The organism is Thalassotalea profundi, from assembly GCF_014653195.1.
GTDB lineage: Bacteria > Pseudomonadota > Gammaproteobacteria > Enterobacterales > Alteromonadaceae > Thalassotalea_B > Thalassotalea_B profundi.
Genome location: NZ_BNAH01000005.1, coordinates 249,516 through 271,443 on the forward strand (window position 1 = coordinate 249,516; position 21,928 = coordinate 271,443).

16 protein-coding genes and 1 pseudogene are annotated in these 21,928 nt (G+C 36.6%); 6 read left to right on the plus strand and 11 right to left on the minus strand.

The window, feature by feature from the left end; all coding sequences use genetic code 11:
* Positions 1–64: 64 nt before the first annotated feature.
* The 3 genes and pseudogenes from IE155_RS17940 to IE155_RS08255 all read left to right on the plus strand — a co-directional run.
* Positions 65–1,128, plus strand: a pseudogene (locus IE155_RS17940) (cation:proton antiporter domain-containing protein); the annotation flags it as partial.
* Between the two features lie 231 nt (positions 1,129–1,359).
* Positions 1,360–1,770 (plus strand): NAD-binding protein, encoded by a 411-nt coding sequence (locus tag IE155_RS17945; protein ID WP_229817161.1) that lies wholly within the window; start codon positions 1,360–1,362, stop codon positions 1,768–1,770.
* Between the two features lies 1 nt (position 1,771).
* The gene (locus IE155_RS08255; protein ID WP_189377767.1) at positions 1,772–2,734 is read left to right on the plus strand and encodes a universal stress protein; all 963 of its coding nucleotides are present in this window, start codon (positions 1,772–1,774) and stop codon (positions 2,732–2,734) included.
* A gap of 193 nt (positions 2,735–2,927) precedes the next feature.
* Here the strand turns inward: IE155_RS08255 and IE155_RS08260 are convergent, their stop codons facing one another.
* Positions 2,928–3,332, minus strand: a complete 405-nt coding sequence (locus IE155_RS08260; protein ID WP_189377768.1) for a hypothetical protein — start codon at positions 3,330–3,332, stop codon at positions 2,928–2,930.
* Between the two features lie 55 nt (positions 3,333–3,387).
* Positions 3,388–4,749, minus strand: a complete 1,362-nt coding sequence (gene radA / locus IE155_RS08265) for a DNA repair protein RadA (protein ID WP_189377769.1) — start codon at positions 4,747–4,749, stop codon at positions 3,388–3,390.
* Positions 4,750–4,928: 179 nt separating this feature from the next.
* On the opposite strand from radA, the gene IE155_RS08270 reads away from it, so the two are divergent.
* Positions 4,929–7,409: a PilZ domain-containing protein gene (locus IE155_RS08270; RefSeq protein WP_189377770.1), complete on the plus strand. Its 2,481-nt coding sequence runs from the start codon at positions 4,929–4,931 to the stop codon at positions 7,407–7,409.
* 69 nt (positions 7,410–7,478) lie between these two features.
* Here IE155_RS08270 and IE155_RS08275 read toward each other — a convergent pair whose 3' ends face one another.
* Positions 7,479–7,889, minus strand: coding sequence for a GFA family protein (locus IE155_RS08275; RefSeq protein WP_189377771.1), 411 nt, complete (start codon positions 7,887–7,889; stop codon positions 7,479–7,481).
* Positions 7,890–7,944: 55 nt separating this feature from the next.
* Positions 7,945–8,955: a phosphoserine phosphatase SerB gene (gene serB, locus IE155_RS08280; protein ID WP_189377772.1), complete on the minus strand. Its 1,011-nt coding sequence runs from the start codon at positions 8,953–8,955 to the stop codon at positions 7,945–7,947.
* 121 nt (positions 8,956–9,076) lie between these two features.
* On the opposite strand from serB, the gene IE155_RS08285 reads away from it, so the two are divergent.
* Positions 9,077–9,739 (plus strand): AhpA/YtjB family protein, encoded by a 663-nt coding sequence (locus IE155_RS08285; RefSeq protein WP_189377773.1) that lies wholly within the window; start codon positions 9,077–9,079, stop codon positions 9,737–9,739.
* Here the strand turns inward: IE155_RS08285 and IE155_RS08290 are convergent.
* From IE155_RS08290 to IE155_RS08315, 6 genes are all read right to left on the minus strand, one after another.
* A complete protein-coding gene (locus tag IE155_RS08290) occupies positions 9,725–10,522 on the minus strand; it encodes a TatD family hydrolase (RefSeq protein ID WP_189377774.1) in 798 nt (265 codons plus the stop codon). The two genes, IE155_RS08285 and IE155_RS08290, sit on opposite strands and share 15 nt — an antisense overlap.
* 9 nt (positions 10,523–10,531) lie before the next feature.
* Positions 10,532–11,662: an HDOD domain-containing protein gene (locus IE155_RS08295; protein ID WP_189377775.1), complete on the minus strand. Its 1,131-nt coding sequence runs from the start codon at positions 11,660–11,662 to the stop codon at positions 10,532–10,534.
* A gap of 52 nt (positions 11,663–11,714) precedes the next feature.
* On the minus strand, positions 11,715–13,469 hold the full coding sequence (argS, locus tag IE155_RS08300) for an arginine--tRNA ligase (protein ID WP_189377776.1): 1,755 nt from the start codon (positions 13,467–13,469) through the stop codon (positions 11,715–11,717).
* 82 nt (positions 13,470–13,551) lie between these two features.
* Positions 13,552–15,132, minus strand: coding sequence for a peptide chain release factor 3 (gene prfC / locus IE155_RS08305; RefSeq protein ID WP_189377777.1), 1,581 nt, complete (start codon positions 15,130–15,132; stop codon positions 13,552–13,554).
* A gap of 365 nt (positions 15,133–15,497) precedes the next feature.
* On the minus strand, positions 15,498–18,539 hold the full coding sequence (locus IE155_RS08310; protein WP_189377778.1) for an efflux RND transporter permease subunit: 3,042 nt from the start codon (positions 18,537–18,539) through the stop codon (positions 15,498–15,500).
* Positions 18,540–18,541: 2 nt separating this feature from the next.
* Positions 18,542–19,627 carry an efflux RND transporter periplasmic adaptor subunit gene (locus IE155_RS08315; RefSeq protein ID WP_189377779.1) on the minus strand — a complete coding sequence of 362 codons (1,086 nt, stop codon included), beginning with the start codon at positions 19,625–19,627 and terminating at the stop codon, positions 18,542–18,544.
* A 136-nt stretch (positions 19,628–19,763) separates the two neighbouring features.
* Here IE155_RS08315 and IE155_RS08320 point away from each other — a divergent pair, with 136 nt between their 5' ends.
* Positions 19,764–20,378, plus strand: a complete 615-nt coding sequence (locus tag IE155_RS08320; protein ID WP_229817154.1) for a TetR/AcrR family transcriptional regulator C-terminal domain-containing protein — start codon at positions 19,764–19,766, stop codon at positions 20,376–20,378.
* 22 nt (positions 20,379–20,400) lie between these two features.
* Here IE155_RS08320 and dbpA read toward each other — a convergent pair whose 3' ends face one another.
* Positions 20,401–21,786, minus strand: a complete 1,386-nt coding sequence (dbpA, locus tag IE155_RS08325; RefSeq protein WP_189377780.1) for an ATP-dependent RNA helicase DbpA — start codon at positions 21,784–21,786, stop codon at positions 20,401–20,403.
* Between the last annotated feature and the right edge of the window lie 142 nt (positions 21,787–21,928).

A 21,928-nucleotide genomic window follows, 5' to 3' on the forward strand; every position in this document is an offset into this window, starting at 1 on the left:
TAAACCTTTATTATAATAAATTAACATAAGATAATGATCTAAATTCTAGGATAGGAATTATGTAATGAATGTGATTGAACTTATTTCCCAGTCGTCATTTACTGAAATTGCAGCTCTTTTGGTACTGGCTGCTATTTTAGGTTTTATTGGCTTGCTGCTCAGGCAACCTCTTATTGTAAGTTTTATTGCTGTTGGGCTTATTGCAGGCCCTTCAGCTTTAGATATTGTACACTCCAAAGAGCAAATTAAGCTTCTTTCAGAGCTAGGTATTGCTGTTCTCTTATTTCTGGTTGGTATCAAGTTAGATGTTAAATTAATTAAATCGATAGGTGGGTTTCCGTATTAACGGGATTAGGTCAAGTTGCTTTCACATCTTTATTTGGATATTACATTGGTTTAGCGATTGGCTTAGATCATATTACTAGTCTTTATGTTGCGGTTGCACTGACTTTTTCATCTACAATTATTATTGTTAAATTACTCTCGGACAAACGTGAAATAGAGTCTTTGCATGGACAAATAGCTTTAGGGTTTTTAATTGTTCAAGACCTAGTAGTCGTTGTCGCTATGATTGTATTGGCTACTATAGGTATAGGCTCAGGGCATGGAAGTTCAGCTAATTCATCAGTGTGGCAAGTCGCAATATCAGGGGTAAGCTTACTTGTTTTTGTTATTGTATTTGTGCGTTATATCGCTAATCCTCTTACCGAAAAATTGGCAAAGGCTCCTGAACTATTAGTGATTTATGCTATTGCCCAAGCTGCGTTGTTTGCCGCAATAGGAGATGTTGTTGGATTAGGAATGGAAGTAGGGGGATTATTAGCCGGTGTTGCACTCGCTTCTACACCCTATAGAGAAAGTATTGCTGCTAGATTAGCGCCTCTAAGAGACTTTTTATTACTGTTTTTCTTTATCGCTTTAGGCGTTACCCTTGATTTATCTTTACTCGGAACACACTTGTCCGGTGCTATTATTTTTTCACTATTTGTACTAATTGGTAACCCACTGATTGTCATGTTTATAATGGGGTTAATGGGCTATGGAAAAAGAACTGGATTTCTTGCTGGCTTAACCGTTGCGCAAATAAGTGAGTTTTCGTTAATTTTCATTGCTATGGGAATTAGTTTAGGGCATGTACCACAAGAAGTTCTCGGTTTGGTTACTCTTGTCGGTATTATTACCATTGCAGCATCAACTTATATGATCACCTATTCGCATCAGTTGTATTCAATATTTGCCCCTCTTATTGGCATCTTTGAACGTTCTGGCATACCTAGAGAAAGTGCTTCTGATGAGCATGTTGGCGACCATTATCCGGTGATTATTTTCGGTTTAGGAAGACTAGGAACTGCTATCGCGATGCAACTTAAAGAGAAAGGAATTCGAGTATTAGGTATTGATTTTAACCCATCAGCAATAAAACATTGGAAATCGTTGGGTTTAGATTGTGAATATGGAGACTCAACGGATGCTGAATTCATTATCGATTTACCTCTTAATCATGCATCTTGGGTCGTATCTTCTATTCCTCATATTCACACTGGTCTATCGTCAGAAGATAATCGAAAAACGGTTATTCAGTTAACTCGCTCTGCTGGGTATACAGGAAAATTAGCTGCAGTATCACAAAGTCGTAGAGATACTGAAGAGTTGAATTTGCTTGGAGTTGAACTGATTTTAGAGCCTTTTCAAGATACTGCAGATAGAGCTGTGAAAATGCTTTTTGAAGGAATTAACAGTCAATCAAGTAATGAAAAAAGAGGGATATAAGGTGAAACGATTTAAAAACTTTCTGTATGTAATGAATACCCATATTGATAAACCCAATCCTTCTTTATTACGTGCTGTGTCATTAGCTAAGAATAACCAAGCAGATTTAACCTTGTTATTGGTTATTCCAAAGCTGACATTATCATCAATAGGCAAAACAGGTATTAATGGCGCAGAAATAGAGAAGATTGCTTTCGAACGAGAAACCAAAAACTTAAACGAACTTCTTTCTCTGTTAGATCAAAAGGTTAATATAAAGTTTGAAATAAAAGTGGGCAAAACGTACTTAGAAAGTATTCGCATCGTTTTGTCTCAAAACTTTGATATATTAATTAAAGAGGCCGATAAAGCTAGTTGGTTTAATCGACTAATAACAAGTGATGATATGCATTTATTGCGTAATTGTCCTTGCCCTGTTTGGTTGATGAAAAAAAATGAAAAATCAAATTATAAACAGGTGTTAGCTGCGGTAGATTTTGATTCAGAAGATGTTGAAAACAGTAATGATGAGTTGAACAATTTGATAGTTTCACTGGCGTGTTCCATTTCAATAGCTGAATTTTCGACACTTCATGTGGTTAATGCTTATGATGTACTTGATGCTGGCTTTATTAGCCTTTGGGTTGATGAGCCTGAAAAAATAGAAAAAGAGATGTTTGATTTTAAATACCGCGATAGCCGCTATAAGATGGATAAGTTATTGCACAATTTAAAAGAAACATTAGGAGAAAAAGTTTCTAACTTTCTGTCACTAGAGTCACATATTATTAAAGGGGCTGCCGGCGAAGAATTACCTAAAATAGCAAAAAGGGTAGATGCTGATATCGTGGTAATGGGAACAATTGCGCGTACTGGTATTTCAGGCTTAGTCATTGGTAATACGGCTGAAACTATTCTCAATCAATTAGATAGCTCTATTTTAGCAATTAAACCGAAAGGCTTTGTCTCGCCCATTTCTCTTTGATGAAGAGTAAAGAGTCTCATTAAGGGACTCTTGAAAATTGCGGCTAACTTTAAAAAGTCAATGAATGGAAAGTGACGGTTTATTTCAAAAACGGTCACTAAAGAACCAGAATTGCTTAGATATATACTTCAATTACGGTATACCCCTATGTGCATTCAATTTTTTAATGAGCTTAATGTCGTTAGGGAGTATGTTATTTAACTACTTTTTGCCAAATTTCATATTCGACCCGAATATTATTATGCCAACGTTCGTTATGCCATAAATTATCTTGTATCTTATATTTGAAAGTATAAACTCCACCACTTTCTAAAGGGTAAGAGGCCATTTTGGGTGATTCAAAATATTCCTTTTCATTGTAGGTATAGGTGCCTGTACCTGCAGCCCAAAATTTTCCATTTGCCATAGACACAAAGCTGAAATGTTGTTCATTGATAATTTTTTGAGAGCTGAGACCTAGTGAGTCATAACTTATCATCACCTGCTTATCATTTAAATATTCACCTGAAACTAATTGCCAAGTCCCTAAAAATGGATTGTTGCTAGCAAAGCAAGTGATTGATATAAAAATGAAAAGTAATGAAAGGTATTTATACATAGTTAACTCCTTTATTGTGTGAATACTAAAAATGATTATGACTATTGCTGATAAACTAAACCGCTTCTATCGCTTCGCTCAACTTTTTAACACCAATTACTTCCATACCGTCAATTTTTTGTTTAGGTAGGTTGTTATATGGCACGATAGCACGTTTAAACCCATGTTTAGCTGCTTCATATATACGTTCTTGTCCACTTGGTACCGGACGTATCTCGCCTGATAGCCCTACTTCACCAAATACCACTAAATCTTGAGGTAGTGCTTTGTCTCTAAAACTGGAAACCAGTGCTAGTATAAGAGCCAAATCGATACTTGTTTCTGTAACCTTTACTCCGCCAACTACATTGACGAATACATCTTGATCATTCATCTGTAGTCCACCATGGCGATGTAAAATAGCGAGCAACATTGATAGCCTATTTTGCTCAGCACCTACAGCTACTCGTCGAGGGTTTCCAAGTGCAGAATGGTCTACTAACGCTTGAATTTCAACGAGTAAAGGACGAGTGCCTTCCCAAAGTACCATCACTACACTACCGGCTGTTTGCTCTTCTGAACGTGTTAAAAATATAGCTGATGGGTTTTTGACTTCTTTTAATCCTGTACCTGTCATGGCAAAAACACCGAGCTCATTAACTGCGCCAAAACGGTTTTTATTGCCACGTAGAGTTCTATACCTAGAATCGGTACTACCTTCTAGCATGATAGAACAATCAATACAGTGCTCTAAAACTTTAGGTCCTGCCAAGCTGCCATCTTTAGTAACATGCCCTACTAATATCATGGCAACATGATGCTGTTTAGCAAAGCGAGTTAAATAAGCGGCTGTTTCTCTAACTTGGGATACACTGCCAGGCGCAGATTGAATATCTGCCATATGCATAACTTGAATTGAATCAATTACGATAATTTTGGGTTGTTCTTTTTCTGCAATATGACAAATGTTTTCAACACTTGTTTCAGATAATAATTTTAAGTTATCTGCTTTTAACCCTAAGCGATTTGCACGCATAGCGACTTGCTGTAACGACTCTTCACCAGTGATATACAGAGCAGACATTGACTTTGAAAGTGCGCACATTGTTTGTAGTAATAAAGTGCTTTTTCCAGCGCCTGGCTCGCCACCTATCAAAATGGCACTACCGGGAACAATTCCCCCTCCTAAAACGCGATCAAACTCTAAGAAGCCAGAAGAAAATCTTGGTAAGTCAGCTAGGTCAATTGTGTCAAGAGTTTGAACTTGTGCTTGGGTAGCGCCAGCAAAACCTGAAAAATTTCCGGAGCGTGCGGGAGCTTTTGCTTGTCTAAACTCTGAAATAGTATTCCATGCTTTACAATCGTTACATTGTCCCATCCAGCGAGAATATTCAGATCCACAGTCGGTACAAACATAAGCGGTTTTATTTTTAGCCATAATTATTTTGCTTAAGGTATAGTTTTTGCTTAATTAATATAATGTTATGAAATAGTTAGTGTATTCTCATTGATTTTTGAAGGATATTCACCGCGTAACAATGCTTGTGAGTGCTTGAATATTCAATTTATAATACAAACTAATTATTATCAGTCTATTGTAATGATATATAAGTGTAAATGACTAAAGATTTTTCTAAATTCCAGCATATTATTGATGATTTCAAAGGCCAAGTATCATCAAGCGATTTTGAAGCTCGCTTTGCTGAAGCAACTAAGGCACTTAATCAAACAGAACGTTTTCTATTAAAAATGGAAATTAAACGTTTAGCCACCCCGTGCACGCGTTTGATTGATTTAAGAGGGCATGTAAATGGAGTGTGTCGTCCGTATGAAGAAGAAGGGCGTGTCCATTATATTGATGATATAGCGATTAAATTATTTGAAGCAAATGTAGCAATGTATGGTGGTTATACCTTTGGTGTTTATGAAGCCTTAATGAATACTGAAAATAACTTTCGTGTGATGTATCAAAACGAAAAAGCTAATCCTCAACAAGCATCTGCCGCACCAAGCTCGTTAAATAACAGTAAAGTCTTTGAAAAAACGCAATATCCAGCCAAATTATATCAATATGGTCCTTACTTTGATCGTAAAGAAGAACGGATGAATTTTGCAATTCCCATTCATATTAATATTAAAGGGGATAAATCAGCAGAAGCGGTAAGTTCTGACCTAAGTGTTGATGGCTGTAAATTTCGCTTTAATAAAGCGCAAGAGTTACACCTTAATCAAATTATTAATATTCGATTTACCGGTCTAGAAGAAGAGTTTCAATTTAAAAATGAAGATCATTATGAATATGAGATTCGAAATATTCAGCAAGTAGAAAAACATCAATTTGTTGGGGTGCGACGGGTTTATAAAACAGATGAAAGTCGTGATGGGTTAAGAAAGTTTTTAATCGGCTATATTCAAGGTAATAAACGTCGTTATAAAGTTAACCTTGATAATACAATAGCTGCGCTGCAATCTCGATCTTTTGAACATTTTACTGTGCCCAAGTCGAACGAATTACCTATTTTTTTACATGAAGAGAACGGCGAAATTTTGCCGAAGTACGCATTAACTTGCCACAATAATCAAAGTATTTATCAATACTGGCAAGATGAACGTGGTACTTCAACGTTACATTGCTTAGTTACACCTGAAAGAGTTGCTCGTATTAAGAGAGCACAAAAAAGCGGTCAAGCGTTATACGTCTATAGCTTTATTCATCAGAGCCAAGGTAAAAGTTACTTTTATACTGCTGATAATATTCAATTGAACGAAGATAAAGATTTTATGGCAAACTTTTTAGGGTTTGCTTCCCATAAGTCTGATTTTACTATTACTCAATTGACGGGTCTTGATGTAAATCCCAGTTTTAGCCATTCGCCTTTAACTTTATCCAATATACTGGCCACAAAAGATCAGTATTTGAATTTATTACCGCCTGAAGATATTCAAAAGAATATTGAGAAACTGACATACTTAGTTGTTGCTAATGAAATTTCAGATCTAGCCACCTTAAAACAGTATAAAAAGCTCTCTCCAGAAAATATTAATACAGCCAAGCTAAAAAATTATGGTCATAAACGTTTAAAGCAAGGCTTGGTGGTTGATGATGTTGGCATTAACTATAAAAATCAACGGACTGAACCAAGATTTTGCTATAAGACTCCTGTTATTGTAGAGTCAGGTGGAGTGAAGTGGTTAGGCAAATCTGAAGATTTTTCTGCGTCTGGATTAAAATTACATTTAGATAAACCCTCAGTCCTAAATAATGGGGAGATAGTCAATATGAGTTTCCCCAATTTACAGAAAATCACCTCAGCGTTTGACTTAAAAGGTTTACCTTATGAAGTCATTCGTATTAATAAGAAAAAAAATATTCTTAATTTACGTGTTTATGTCGCCAAACATAAGCATATTGGCCGTTCTTTTTTTAAAGCGTTAATTGAAAAAAATAAAGAAAAATTAACTCGTGATGAATATGCAATGATGAGTCCAGAGCTCGGTAAAGCGTTGCGTAATATTTATAGTCGTAGTTTGGTTACTCCCTCTTTAGTTATTCAAACAAGTGGAAGTCGTTATAAAATTGAAGTGATCACTTGTAACTCTGAACATGAAAAATTAATTGATTACTGTGCTCAACTTAGTGATAGAAGTCGCCTTTATAATTTATATCCATTATTAAATAATTTGCAAGCGACAACATTAATGCATTCAACGTTAAAGAAAATAAAGCCTGGTGATTTTCCTATTGTTGATGTTTTATATATAGCGATAAAAACGGATAAAGATTTTGTGGATCAAGCTGTTACAACAAAACTTGATTCTGAATTAAAAACTCATGCAATGAAGAAGCAATTTATTCATAGTGCACTAAAAGAAGGGAGTTTCTTGTGTGTTCAAGTGAAGCTATCACGTACAGATAGACCTGACATGGAGTACCTTAATCCAGAACTTAGCTATATTAGTGGTTATGCTATTCACAGAGGCAAGCAATTAGAACAAGAAATTTGGAGCGTTGCAGGAGTGGTTCAGTTACTTGATATAACTCAAGAGGCAATGATTCGTTACCAATTATTGCCAGTAGAAAAACCAGTAGAGGCCTAATATTTCATGAGCATAGTATTAATGACAAAGCATTAATACTATGCTGTAAGGTTATAAATGATTGATTAGTTATTCAGGGTAACGGGTAAACTGTTGAGCGGTTTGGCCTTTATCATACCAACAAGACCTCTCTTCCCAAAAAATATTAGCTGATGGGGTAATGCCAGGATCATCAGAAAGAAAACCAGCAGGAATTGCCAATTTAGATCCGTCTCTACTTAAATAAGGTACTTGCGAACCACACTCACTACAGAAGCTATTACTAAAACGTACAGCGTTTGGTAAATCATAGCGTTTTATTAATTCAACGCCAGTGTGCCACGTAACATTGTCTGGTGTAGTAAAAATTAATGAGGCAAATGCGGAGCCTGTTTTTTTTTGGCAGCGATCACAATAACATTGATAAAACGCTTGAAAAGGCCCCCTTACCGTACAAGTTACTTGGCCACATAAGCAACTACCTTTTATGTTTTGTTCCATGCGTTATACTCCCATGAGTTAAAATTTAATCGTTAAATGCCTACGGCAGTAAATGCTACTTTAACCAGTGTAGTAAATAATCAAGACCGTGAGAGTTTATTGCACAATCTGCTTGCTTTAATACAATGGGTTTAGCATGAAATGCCACTCCTAAATGCGCAGCATTCATCATAACTAAGTCATTTGCACCATCACCCATAGCAACTGTTTGAGCGTGAGTTAATTGATATTTTTGTTGCAGTTCAACTAAACAATCAGCCTTTGCTTGAGCATCTACTACATCGCCTAAAACCTTACCGGTAAGTATTCCATTACTGATTTCTAATACATTGGCTCGAACATCATCAAATGCAAGCATTTGCTGTAAATGTTCGGCAAAGTAGGTAAACCCACCAGAGGCAATGGCGATATGCCAATTATGCTGTTTTAGAGTGGTTATTAATGTTTCTAATCCTTCCATAAGAGGAATATCTTTGGCAACATTCGAAAGAATACTTTCAGGGGCATTGGCTAATGTTGCAACTCGTTGATATAGACTTTTTGAAAAGTCTAACTTTCCTTGCATGGCAAGTTCTGTTACAGCAGCAACCTGATCACCAACCCCTGCAAGTCTCGCAATTTCATCGATACACTCAATTTTTATTGTGGTTGAATCCATATCCATCACTAGCAGCCCAGGGCGTGATAATTGAGGAGCATCTTCGATAATAGCGGCTTCAAACTTAACTTCTAATATTAAATTTGCTAAAGCGTGTCGTGCAGATTCAAGGTCTTTACATTCTACAGAAAAACGATAACTATAAAGTTTGTTACGGTAATTGATGGTTGTTAAAACGGGAGATGTTAACTGGCATTGACTGATGATGGTGTGTAAACATGTTATTGATATATCACCTAAAACAATTAATTCTATGGTGTTTTTAGGTTTTTCTGTTGTAGATAAACTTAACTCGTTATCAGAATATAAGCATGCTAATGGCAATAAATTACTATGCAAAGAAGGTGTAATAACGTTTTGTAGTTCTTGATTATTAATTGTATTAAGGGGTAATTGCAAAACAGGCATAAATACTAACAAACCTTTAAATTATGAGCTGATATTAAAATTTCTTTGCTGATAATATTTATATTCATCTCATAAGTCTCTATAGTGTAAGTAACTGGCACGACTTAATCATTTGTAATTTATGCAGCAATCTGAATTGCCTTTATACCCTAAATTATCGTCTATTTATAATAAAATAATGCAATTAGCTATAGCGATTGTAATTATAGTCGTTTTAATGGAGTTTTGGTTATATGCCAGTCGTACGATGGAAAACACCATTTCGCAAAACTTTACTCAAACCAGCAAAGACTTTATTGCTCAAGTTAATAAAGGTCTTACTGCTATTATTGTGAGTAATGAGTCTATCGCAGATAAACAATTAATGAATAAGCATTTGCAAGCATTTATTGATGAATCAGCGCAACCTCAATGGATAAAAGATATTAGTTACTACGGCGAAACTGGCCAATTATTACTTTCTTCAACGGATCAAGAATCAATTAATGCCTTGTATGGTATCAGCCTCTATCATTCAAACGTAAGTGAGCAGTTTAGTCCGTTTATTGAAGAGGTTAGAACGCCTAATACCCAAGGTTATTTAAGAATAACTATGAAACGTGGATATTTTACTGATCGCTTATCCCAAGCAAATTTCGAACATTACGAATTTATTCGGATCATGATGATTTTAGCTGGTTTAGTTGGCTTTTTATTAACAAGAGGCTTAAATAGGTTTAGTCGTCAAGGTTATCGCTTAAATAAGAATATTAATAAAGCTAAAGATTCGCTACCTGATAAATAAGTCCTTAATATTTTCTTCGATGGCGAAAGCTATTGTTTCTGGTTCTTCGTTTCGATATCGACAAAGTAAATTAAATACATCTATTATTTTTAAAGGGGAATTTGCCATTCCTTGAAAGCCTGATAAAGGCATAGCTGGAGCGTCAGTTTCAAGAATTATACTACTTAAAGGGAGTTTTTTAAGGGTGTTAATGGTTTTTTGGGCTCGCTCATAACTAATAGTACCACCGATACCCAGTTTGAATCCTAAATCTATATATTGACACGCTTGCTGGTAACTGCCTGAAAATGCGTGAATTACGCCACCAAAGTCTACAGGATTTTGTTTTAATTGTTGGTAAATTATAGGATGTGAACTGCGATGATGAACAATGAGTGGTAGTTTAAATTGGTTGGCTATTCGTATATGTTCATTAAAAAAAGTAATTTGCTTAGCAAGATTAGCTTGTTGTTTTGCTATTTTTCCATCAATTCCTGTTTCGCCAATCGCGATTATTTTAGCGCGACTCTTTATTATTGTGGACGTTAATATATCTAAATCTTGGTAAGTAAGCCCTTGTAAATACCAAGGATGGATGCCTAAAGCCGCTAATACGCTAGGTGTATCGGTCGTTTTGTTTTGCACTAAATTAAGCGTTTTTTGCCAATTTTTAGGTGATACAGCAGGCACAATAATACGCTGAATACCTGCATGGTAACATTGGGTTAATAATTCAGGCGTTTGAGTTGATAATTCACTAAAATCAAGATGGCAATGACTATCTGTGAAGGTAAGTGAACTCATAGCACCTCTTTATTTTACATTATAACGCTGAGCTTTTTGTTGAAGACTTTCTAAGTTATTCGTTAATTTAAAATGTTCAAGAAATTTAGTATGTGGTACTTGCTCGTTCAATAAACAATTTGCTAAATAAACGGCTTGAGCGGCACCAAATTCATTCGTTAATAACTTTTCTGGATTATGATGATTCAATAGCACTAATATAAGGCTATAAGGGAAGTTCCAACAATGCAATAAATAACCACCAATTCGACAATGATCTGTACCAAAAATTTTATGCTCTAGGCTTATATTATCATGACTTGTAGAGCAGTGTTTAAAGTAAGTTTTTGTTAATTGATGATCTATTTCAAAAAGTACTACACGTCCAATATCATGTAATAAACCACCTAACATGGTTTGCTGTCTTAAATGTGGTTTAACTAACGACGCTGCAAGTTTTGCAACAGCTAAGCTATGAAGTTGTTCATTAATTATACTAAACCCTTGAATGTCGGGTTCATATGCAAATAATTCGGCGGTCATTACCACACAACTCAAGGCTTCTAAGCCCATTTTAGTGATGGCATCAGCAATATTATTTAATGGTTTCCCAGTATTCATACCGGGGCTATTACTAATTTGTAATATTTTCGCTGTCAGTGCCGGATCTTGGGTAATAATATCAGCAATCTTCTGCGAGTCAGTCGAATTATTTTCTAGCATGGCATTTAACTGAAGGTAGACCTTAGGAGGACTTGGCAAGGTTTTAATGCCAGCGACTGACTTTACAATAATTTCTTTGGTGATGGTTTTTTGCTGTTCAGCAATCCCTAAAAGGTTCGATATTATGGTATCAATCGGCAAGGGGAACGAATAAAGGTAATGACTGACTTGTTTAAGCTTATGTTGCGGATCATTTTTTTCAGTAACGCCAATACGAATAAACTGGGGGTATTTAAGAGACAAGGCATTAAGCAGATCATAACCTGAACTACTGGTGAGTTTTTCATTAACGATAATGGCATCAAATTTATATTTTTTAATGCTTTTAACCGCAAGTAAAACGCTATCAAGGTAAGCTACTTGACAACGTTTATCTTTAAAGCCTTGCTGTAATGGTTGTAACGCGTGGGCTGCGTTATCTACAATTAATATGCGCATTTAACTTATTTACCTTGTATGCAAACTTATATCTAACATTAAATGCTAAGCATTACATACGGTCCATTACATCAATACCTAGCACGTCTAAACCTTGCTTCAGTGTTTTGCTGATTAAAAGACATAAGGCTAAACGCGATTGTTTGGTTTCAGAAGATATACCTTCTTTTAAAATAGGGCATGCCTCATAAAAGCTCATGTACAAGCTGGCAAGCTCATAAAGGTAATTACATAATAGGTTAGGCGTGCATTCACTCACTACCGCATCAATAACATCTTCTAATTGTAATAACTTTAATGCTAATGCTTTTTCTTGCGGTTCGATGATAGTAATAATATTACCATCGTCATTACGATTGAAATCAGCTTTAGTAAAAATACTTTGGATACGGGAATACGCATATTGCAAGTAAGGGGCGGTTGCTCCCTCAAAACTTAACATGGTTTTCCAGTTAAATATGTAATCACTGGTACGATTTTTTGAGAGATCGGCAAATTTTACCGCGCCAATTCCTACTTTACGTGAAATTTCATTCAAGGTTTCTTGGTCGTAATCTGGATTTTTTTCACTGATCACTTCTTTGGCACGAACAATAGCCTCATCTAATAATTCAGCTAATTTTATTGTACCACCGGTACGTGTTTTAAAAGGTTTGCCGTCATCGCCCATCATCATGCCAAAAGGGCAATGATCATAACCAACGTTCTCAGGTAAGAAACCCGCTTTACGAGCAACCAATTCAACTTGTTTAAAGTGTAACGCTTGACGAGCATCAGTAAATATAACGATGCGATCTGCGTTTAGTTTATCGGTGCGATAACGACAAGCGGATAAATCAGTTGTGGCGTATAAGTAACCACCACCTGATTTTTGTACAATAAATACCGAAGGTTCGCCGTCTTTATTTGCCATTTCATCAATAAAAACAACTTTAGCGCCTTGATCTTCAACCGCTATACCCTTTGTCATTAGCTCATCAATAACAACTGGTAAGTCAGGGTTATAAGCACTTTCACCCATAATATCATCGCGGCTTAACGTAACATTGAGCTTTTGATAAATTTCTTCACTATGCGTGATTGAAATATCAATAAATTGTTGCCAAAGTTTGGCACAATCAGCATCACCACCTTGTAGTTTAACTACATAGTCACGGGCTCTATCAGCAAAACCTTCTTCTTCATCGAAACGAACTTTTGCTTCACGGTAAAAATTCTCTAAATCGGCTAGAGCGGTTTCAGCCACTTCGTTGGCTTGGAGTTTATCGCTTAGATGCGCGAGTAACATACCAAATTGTGTGCCCCAATCGCCCATGTGATTTTGGCGAATAACCTTGTCACCACGAAACTCTAATGCGCGAACTACGGCGTCACCGATAATCGTAGAACGTAAATGGCCAACATGCATTTCTTTAGCGAGATTAGGGGCTGAATAATCGACAACAACCGTTTGAACTTTATCATTAGCTGAACTGCCACGTTGGCTTACACCTAAGTATTCATCTTTGCTAATTTTAGTTAATTGTTGTGCAAGCCATGCTTTGTCTAAATGAATATTAATAAACCCTGGGCCAGCTAATTCGATATTGTCAGCTATGCCGTTAAGATCTAAATGCTCAAGTACTTTGCTGGCTAATTCGCGAGGGTTAGTTTTTAACTTTTTGGCAGCGCCCATAACTCCGTTGGCTTGATAGTCGCCAAAGTTAGCACGATTGGAAATACTAACCGCAGGATTGGTATCTTCAGGAAGGCCTGCTGCAATCATTGCCGCTAATACTTTTTCACTTAGTAATTGTTTAATATTCATTTTAAAGATTCTTTAGTCATTTGGGCAAAATGACACAGGACTGAATGTCATTTTGCCATATTCAATTATTTCGATAGCAACACTAGTGCTCACGTGTTTTTAAAAACTCAATTTTTGGATAACGCTCTTGTGCCAAGTTCAAGTTCACCATAGTCGGCGCTACATAAGTTAAGTTATCTCCACCGTCTAGCGCTAAGTTGTCGCTGGCTTTCTTTTTAAATTCTTCAAAGGTTTTAGCATCATCACATGCAACCCATCGAGCCGTTGCAACACTAATCGGTTCGTAGATGGCATCAACGTTGTATTCATTTTTTAAACGATGAACGACAACTTCAAATTGAAGTACTCCCACAGCACCAACGATCATGTCGTTGTTGTTCAGTGGACGGAATACTTGTACTGCACCTTCTTCAGATAATTGAATTAGGCCTTTTTGTAATTGTTTGGCTTTTAGGGGATCGCGTAAACGTATACGTCTAAACATTTCAGGTGCGAAGTTAGGTATGCCACTAAACTTCATCATTTCACCTTCGGTAAAGGTGTCACCAATTTGGATACTACCGTGATTGTGTAAACCAATAATATCACCAGAGTAAGCTTGTTCTACATTAGCACGATCGCCTGCCATAAAAGTCACTGCGTCTGCAATTCTCACATCTTTATTGATACGCACTTGGCGCATCTTCATACCTTTTTCATACTTGCCAGAGCAAATGCGCATAAACGCAATTCTGTCGCGATGTTTGGGATCCATGTTGGCTTGAATTTTAAAAATGAACCCTGAAAATTTATCTTCTTCGGCATGTACTGTTCGTGTGTCAGTCACTCGAGGCAAAGGCTTTGGTGCCCATTTTGTTAAACCATCAAGCATATGATCTACACCAAAATTACCTAGCGCAGTACCAAAAAATACCGGCGTTAACTCACCTTTTAAAAACTCGTCTAAATTAAACTCATGAGATGCGCCTAATACAAGTTCCATTTCTTCACGTAAATCGTCAGCATAGTTACCAATTGCTTGTTCAAGCTCAGGGTTATCTAAACCTTTGATCACCCGTTTTTCTTGAATGGTATGGCCTTGGCCTGATTTATATAAAATAGTCTCATCAGTAAGAATGTTATAAACACCCTTAAATTCTTTACCCATACCGATAGGCCAAGTAATAGGCGAGCACTTTATTTTTAAAATATCTTCAACTTCATCCATTACTTCCATTGGATCACGTACATCACGATCCATTTTATTCATAAAAGTAATAATAGGCGTATCACGTAAGCGAGTCACTTCCATTAATTTAATGGTACGAGCTTCTACACCTTTAGCGACATCAATCACCATTAAACATGAGTCAACAGCAGTAAGGGTACGATAGGTATCTTCAGAGAAGTCTTCATGGCCTGGTGTATCAAGTAAATTAACTAGGCAGTCATTATACGGAAATTGCATAACTGATGTGGTAATTGAAATACCTCGATCCTTTTCCATTTCCATCCAATCAGACTTTGCATGCTGACCCGATTTTTTACCTTTTACGGTACCAGCTTTTTGCAAGGCTTGACCAAAAAGTAACACTTTTTCAGTGATCGTGGTTTTACCCGCATCGGGGTGAGAAATGATAGCGAAAGTACGACGTAAATCGACTTCTTGCTGTTGTACAGACATGCGTGTTACCTGTTTGAAAAAGTGAATAAAATAAAAGCGCGTTATTATAGCGAAAAGTTAGCTTGTGGGCAGTAATTATTGGTATAAAAAATTATATTTTATTTTTCAATATTTTTAACTAAGTAATATTTTAGTAATGCTTACTTATAAAAGTATCGTAAATTGATGTGAGCGGCGTGAAGGCTCAATAAGTCTTAATATATTTACTCAATTTTACTGATTGATAACGGTTAATCTAGGATGAATCTGTTTAATTGTCATTGAACAATAAAGCCAGCTAATCAGTTTTAGTGATTAGCTGGCCAATTAATTTTAGAAAGTGAAAGACTTTTTATCCATTTATCGCCAAAAGGTTTGTTATTTGATTATTTTATTCGATAACTGACTTTAAATAATATGCTGTATAACAAGGGTACTGCAATCATGGTCAGAATGGTTGCAAATGCCAGTCCACCCATAATAGTAACTGACATATCAGCAAAAAATGGATCAAATAGTAGGGGAGCCATACCTAAAATTGTTGTTATCGCAGCAAGTGCTACTGGGCGCAAACGACTAATACTTGCTGTTATAATGGCTATTTTCTTCGTTCTACCTTCTTCAATTTGCAAATCAATTTCTTCAATTAATACGATGGCATTTTTAATTAACATACCAAATAGACTGAGAAAGCCTAATAAAGACATAAAACCAAAAGGCATGTCTGTCGCTAATAATCCAGCGACTACACCTACGACAGCCATAGGCACAGTTAACCAAATTATTAGGGGTTGTCTTACTCGACCAAATAAAAGTACCGACACTAAAAACATCACCAGAAAACCAGCAGGTAATCCTGTGCCTAATGCTTTTTGTGCATCGGCAGAAGCTTCATATTCACCGCCCCATTCCAACTTATAACCATCAGGCAAACTAATAGCTTCAATTTGTGGTTGAATTCTACTAAAAGCACTCCCCGCTGTTTCGTTAACCCCAGGCTCAGCAAAAATAGTAATTGTTCTTAGGCGATTACGACGGTGTATTTGGGTTTCTTCATTGATTAATTCCACACCGTTAGATATTTGTTGGAAAGGTACATACGTTTTTTGAGAAGAACTCCATACCTGATTATTTTCAATAGCTTCTACTTCAGAATTACTCATTGAGGACATTTTTGCTTTGATAGCATAAATATAGTCACCGTCGACAACGTTGCCTAATACCAACCCGTTAGTTGCATACTGAATGGATTGGCTAAAATCGTTTCGAGATACACCTGCAATGCCGGCACTAAATGCGTCGTAGTGGGTATTCATGGCAAAACCTTTACTACGCCAATTGTGGCGAATATCTTGAAGGTTGCCATCGGCAATCAAAATATCCTCAGCTTGTAATGCAAGTTGTCTTAGCACTTCTGAATCAGGACCCGAAAAACGTGCGGCTAATTTAGCGCCGCCCCCAGGGCCAAACTGCATTCGTTCAGCATAATAATTTGCGCTCAGATCTAAGTGTTTAAATTTATCATTTAATTTACTAATTAGGGCTGGTATTTGATCACGTGAATGCGTTTGTATCAAAAAGAAACCATAACTTTCATTAGGTTGTTGTGCTGCATAAGTTAAAGTGAATCTATCAGCCCCTCTACCGATAAAGGTACTCACTGCTTCAACTTCTTCTTGTTGCAGTATAAGGTGTTCGGCACGCTTAACTTCTAAAGTAGTTTCCCTTATATCTTGAGATTGAGGTCCCCAATAATGAACAAAAAACAAAGGTGCATTGGAAGCGGGAAAAAATCCTTGTTTGACCATACCAAAGCTAGCATAGGCAATAAAAGTGATGATAAATAAGCTAGCAATTGATAACCAACGAAACTTAAGAGCTAATTTTAATATTGATATATAACCACGATAAAAAGCATTATGCTTTTCTTCTTGCTCTGTAGTTTCTCCCACTTGATAAAAATACTTACCAAATAAGGGTACAACGGTAGTGGCTAGTATCCAGCTTAACATAAGTGATACAAGCACTACGGCAAACAACGAATATAAGAACTCTCCTGTGGCATCATCAGACAAACCTATCCCTGAAAAGGCCGCGATGCCGATGATTGTCGCACCAAGTAATGGCCATTGAGTACGCTTTACAATGAAACTTGCTGCTTCAGTTGCCGATTTACCTTGGCGCATTCGTAGCATCATCCCTTCAGCCACGACAATGGCGTTATCTACGAGCATTCCCATCGCAATGACCATTGCACCAAGTGAAATGCGTTGCAGTTGTATGCCCATTAACCACATGATTAATACCGTGCCTATAACGGTAACCAGTAGCACTGAACCTACTACAACACCACTACGCCATCCCATAAATAAACAGAGGGTAATGGTAACGACAGTAACGGATAAAATTAGGTTGTCGATAAACCCATCAACTGATTCTTCAACTAATGACGCTTGATCATAAATGGGGGCTAACGTTATACCGGCCGGTAGTTTAGTCAGTAGTTCATCAACTTTGGATTTGACACTTTTGCCTACGTTAACAATATTGACATCATCAAGTGCAGAAACGGCAAGGGTAATGGCTTCTTGACCTTGGTATCGTACTAATATTTGTTGTACATCAACTGGCTCAATTTTAAGCTCTGCAATATCGCGAATTTTTATCGAACGTGTTGTCCCAGGCACCACTAAACTTAGGTTATATATTTCTTCGAGCCTATCTGCGGAGCTTTCAATAATAATGCGAACCTTTTTTCCTTCGACCTGTACTCGTCCACCATTAAAGGGTTTCAAGTTCTCAGCTAATAAATTCGTTAGCTCTGGAAATGAAATGCCTAAGCCAGAAATTTGGTATGGATTAAAATAAGCAACAATTTGCTCTTGCTGTACACCTGTTACTTGTACTTTCGCTACACCATCAGTGACTAATAATTCTCTACGAATTATGCGTGCAAACTCTCGGAGTTCCTGCGGGCTAAAATCAGATGCGGTAAGGGCATAATACATCCCATAAACATCACCAAAATCGTCGTAAACTACGGGTTGTTGTGACCCCGTGGGTAAAGATACACTTGCATCACCCAATCGTTTGCGTAATTCGTCCCATATTTGTGGTAAGACTTTCGAGTCGTAAGTCGATTTAACTTCAACGGTAATTTCAGATACGCCAGGTTTAGAAATTGATTCTAAACGATACAACTGAGACATTTGTTGAATAGCAATTTCTAGCGGTTCAGAAATTTCTCGTTCTACTTTTTCTGCGCTTGCTCCAGGATACTGAGTGACGACTTGTACCTGTTTTATCGTAAATGCAGGATCTTCTAAACGTCCAATATTAGTTAAGGCGATCAGCCCGCCAATAAGGAGAACGACTATCATTAACCAAATATTGACAGGATTTTTAATCGAATAGCGTGCAATATCCATATTTATTGCTCCGCTTGATAGGGCTTAACAACTAAACCTTCGCGCATTTTATTTGCCCCAGCTGCTACCACTAAGTCACCGGAAGCTATTTCGCCATTTATTAAAGCAAAATCTTGTTTTATATGTAAAACATTTACAGAAACAGCCTCTACGTTTTTATTAACCTTATTAAATCGCCAGACTTTAAAACCGTCAGAATTATTACCCACTAATGAAGAGAATGGCACTAAAAAGCCATCGCCATAGCTTTGATATGCTAAGTTAACGTTGACTACAGCACGAGCTCCGGGGGTTAAATTGCCATCATCTTTTTTAGAAGCAAAAACAACTTTATACGTTTGTGTTACAGGATCTGGTTGGGTATCGTGCTCAATATATTCAAGGTTATAATGTTTTTCAGGCGAACTGATAATAAACGCTTGTGCTGTAACGTGAGTATTTCCTTTATATCGACTTAATAAGCGCTCTGGTACATTAATATTAAAGTAAAAATGCGATACATCTTGTATATGAGCAATAATATCGCCCGTTTTTACATAACTGCCGTTATCAACAAAACGCTCTGATATTTGCGCATCAAATGGTGAAATAATTTGAGTGTAACTTAAGTCTTGTTCGGCTTTTTGCAAAGCTATTTTTGCAAGCTCAAAACTGGTTTTAGCATTATCAAATTCACTCAGTGAGATTAAACCTTTATCAAACGTTGAGGAGATTCTTTTTAAACTTCTATCGGCTTGCTCAAAACGAGCTTCAGCTTCTTTAACTGATTGTTCAAAAGGGGTTGGATCAATTTTAGCTAACACATCCCCCTTTTTTACTAGGTTACCAGTTTTAAGGTTAGTGGTAATTAATCGACCTGAAACTTCAAAACTAACATCGATAGTTTTTACGGCAGAAACTTCTGCTGGAAATACTCGTTCAGTACTCTTCGGTGAGTCAACTACTTTGGCGAGTTTAACTGCTTGAACAACAGCTATCTGATCTTGAACATTCTCTGTTTCGGAACAAGCGCTCAAACCTAGTGTTGTAGCCAAAATTAATACAGTAACTTTTAGTCGAGAGCATAAATTTAAATTAGTGTGTAACATTATTATTCCATGTATAAAATGACGTCGCATATTTATATGTTAAAAAAGTAAACTACACGGTATAGTTTATTCTGATAATTTGAAAAGTAAACCGATCAGTGTAAAATTAATTTAGAAATACTTGGGATCAAGATGAATGATGGTAGAAGTTAAAAAAACACGCAGTGAATTAAAACGTTCAGCAATTTTGCAAGGAGCTATTCAAGCATTCAAGCAATATGGTGTGAGTGACACTAGCATGGATAAAATAGCGGAAGTTGCACAGGTGTCTAAACGCACTGTTTACAATCACTTTGAGAGTAAAGAGTTATTAGTGACGCATATCATTAAAGAAATTTGGTGTAAAAATGTGGTAAGTTATGAAGTCAAATATAATCCCGACATTACACTTAAAGAACAATTGATAGAGCTGGTTGAAAATGAACTTAGTTTATCAAAGCAACCAGAAACAATAGAGTTAATTAGGGTAGCGCTTACTCATTCTATTAATAATCCTGAGATGTTCAATCAAGAATTGCACCAATTTTTTGAACAAGATACTGCTTTGGTTAGATGGTTAAAGGCTGCAATTGCAGATAATCGATTTAAGACAATGGACCCCCATAAAGCGAATGAACAAATTGTAAGTTTATTAAAAGGACAAGCTTTTTGGCCCCAAATTATTCGATTTGATCCTTTATTAAACGATGAAGAACAAAGTGACTTAGCGAATGAAACCGTTGATATGTTTTTAGCTTATTATCAACGGTAATCATCACCCAATATAATGACCATTAAAGCTTAACCTGCCATGCTCTGAAGCTTCGGCCTTTAATTTTTCCTTGGGTTAACTTTTTAAGCGCAAGTTTAAGTGCTGATTTTTCTACAGCGACATAAGCGTAAAGATCAAATAAGTTAATTTTACCTACTAACTTACCGTTAATACCGTCGTTACCTGTTAAGGCCCCTAAGATATCACCCGCACGTACTTTTTGTTTTTTACCTGCATCAATTCTAATCGTTACCATATTAGCTTGGCGCGGTGCATCAAAATTGAGTTGTGATGCGGGGAGTTCTTCTTCAATTATTGTTTGTTTAGTGTAATCTTCTAATGCGACTAGTTTGTTGCCGTCTTTTTCATCGAAAAAACTCACTGCCATACCTTTACTACCGGCGCGACCAGTACGGCCAACGCGATGAACATGAACTTCAGGATCATGTGATAGTTGATAATTAATGACTAAATCAAGTGCTTCGATATCAAGCCCTCTGGCAGCTACATCGGTAGCGACTAAAATATTAGCGCTTTTATTGGCAAAACATACCAGCATTTGTTCGCGATCTCTTTGCTCTAAATCACCATTTAAGCACAGCGCGTTAAAGCCTAATTTAAGCAATTGTTCAGTGACTTCTTGGGTGTCTTTTTTCATATTACAAAAGATCACACATGATTCAGGTTGTTGATTTTGTAAGAAAATATGCATCGCATCAATACGTTCTTTAAAGGGCACTGAATAAAAATGCTGAGCAATAACATTCTGATCATGCGACGCTTCAACTTTTGCCATAACAGGATCATGGGTGATTTTTTTGGCAATCTCTTGAATTTGATCAGGGAAAGTTGCACTAAATAATAAGGTTTGGCGATTAGCTGGAATATGTTCTAACACAGTATCTAACGATGGTTGAAAGCCCATTTCTAACATGCGATCCGCTTCATCTAATACCAATAAATTAACGTTTGATAAGTCTAGACGGTTTTTCTTTAAATGATCTTCTATTCTGCCCGGCGTGCCCACAATAATATGAGCGCCATGTAACAATGAACCAATTTGTGGTCCCATGGGTAAACCACCACATAAGGTGAGTACTTTAATGTTATGGATTGTTCGGGCAAGTTTTCTAATTTCTTTAGCCACTTGATCAGCTAGCTCACGGGTAGGGCACAGCACTAACGATTGAATACAAAAACGTTTTACATCAAGTTTATTTAATAGCCCTAAACCAAAAGCAACAGTTTTTCCTGAGCCTGTTTTACCTTGGGCAATAATGTCTTTATTTTGTAATATCGCCGGTAAGCTCTGCGCTTGAATAGGTGTCATGTCTTGATAACCAATGCTATCAATGTTCTCTAATAAGGCTTTTTTTAGGGGGAGTGAAGAAAAATTAGTTGAGCTCAACGTGATATCCAATTGCTGGTAAAAAATTCAACACAAGTATATCAGAGTTTGCAAAATCTGCTGAGTCGTATTTTAGAGAAATTAAATGCTTGCTTTTTAAGATTACAAATGTAATTCTTTGTTGATTACGTTTGTAATCAAT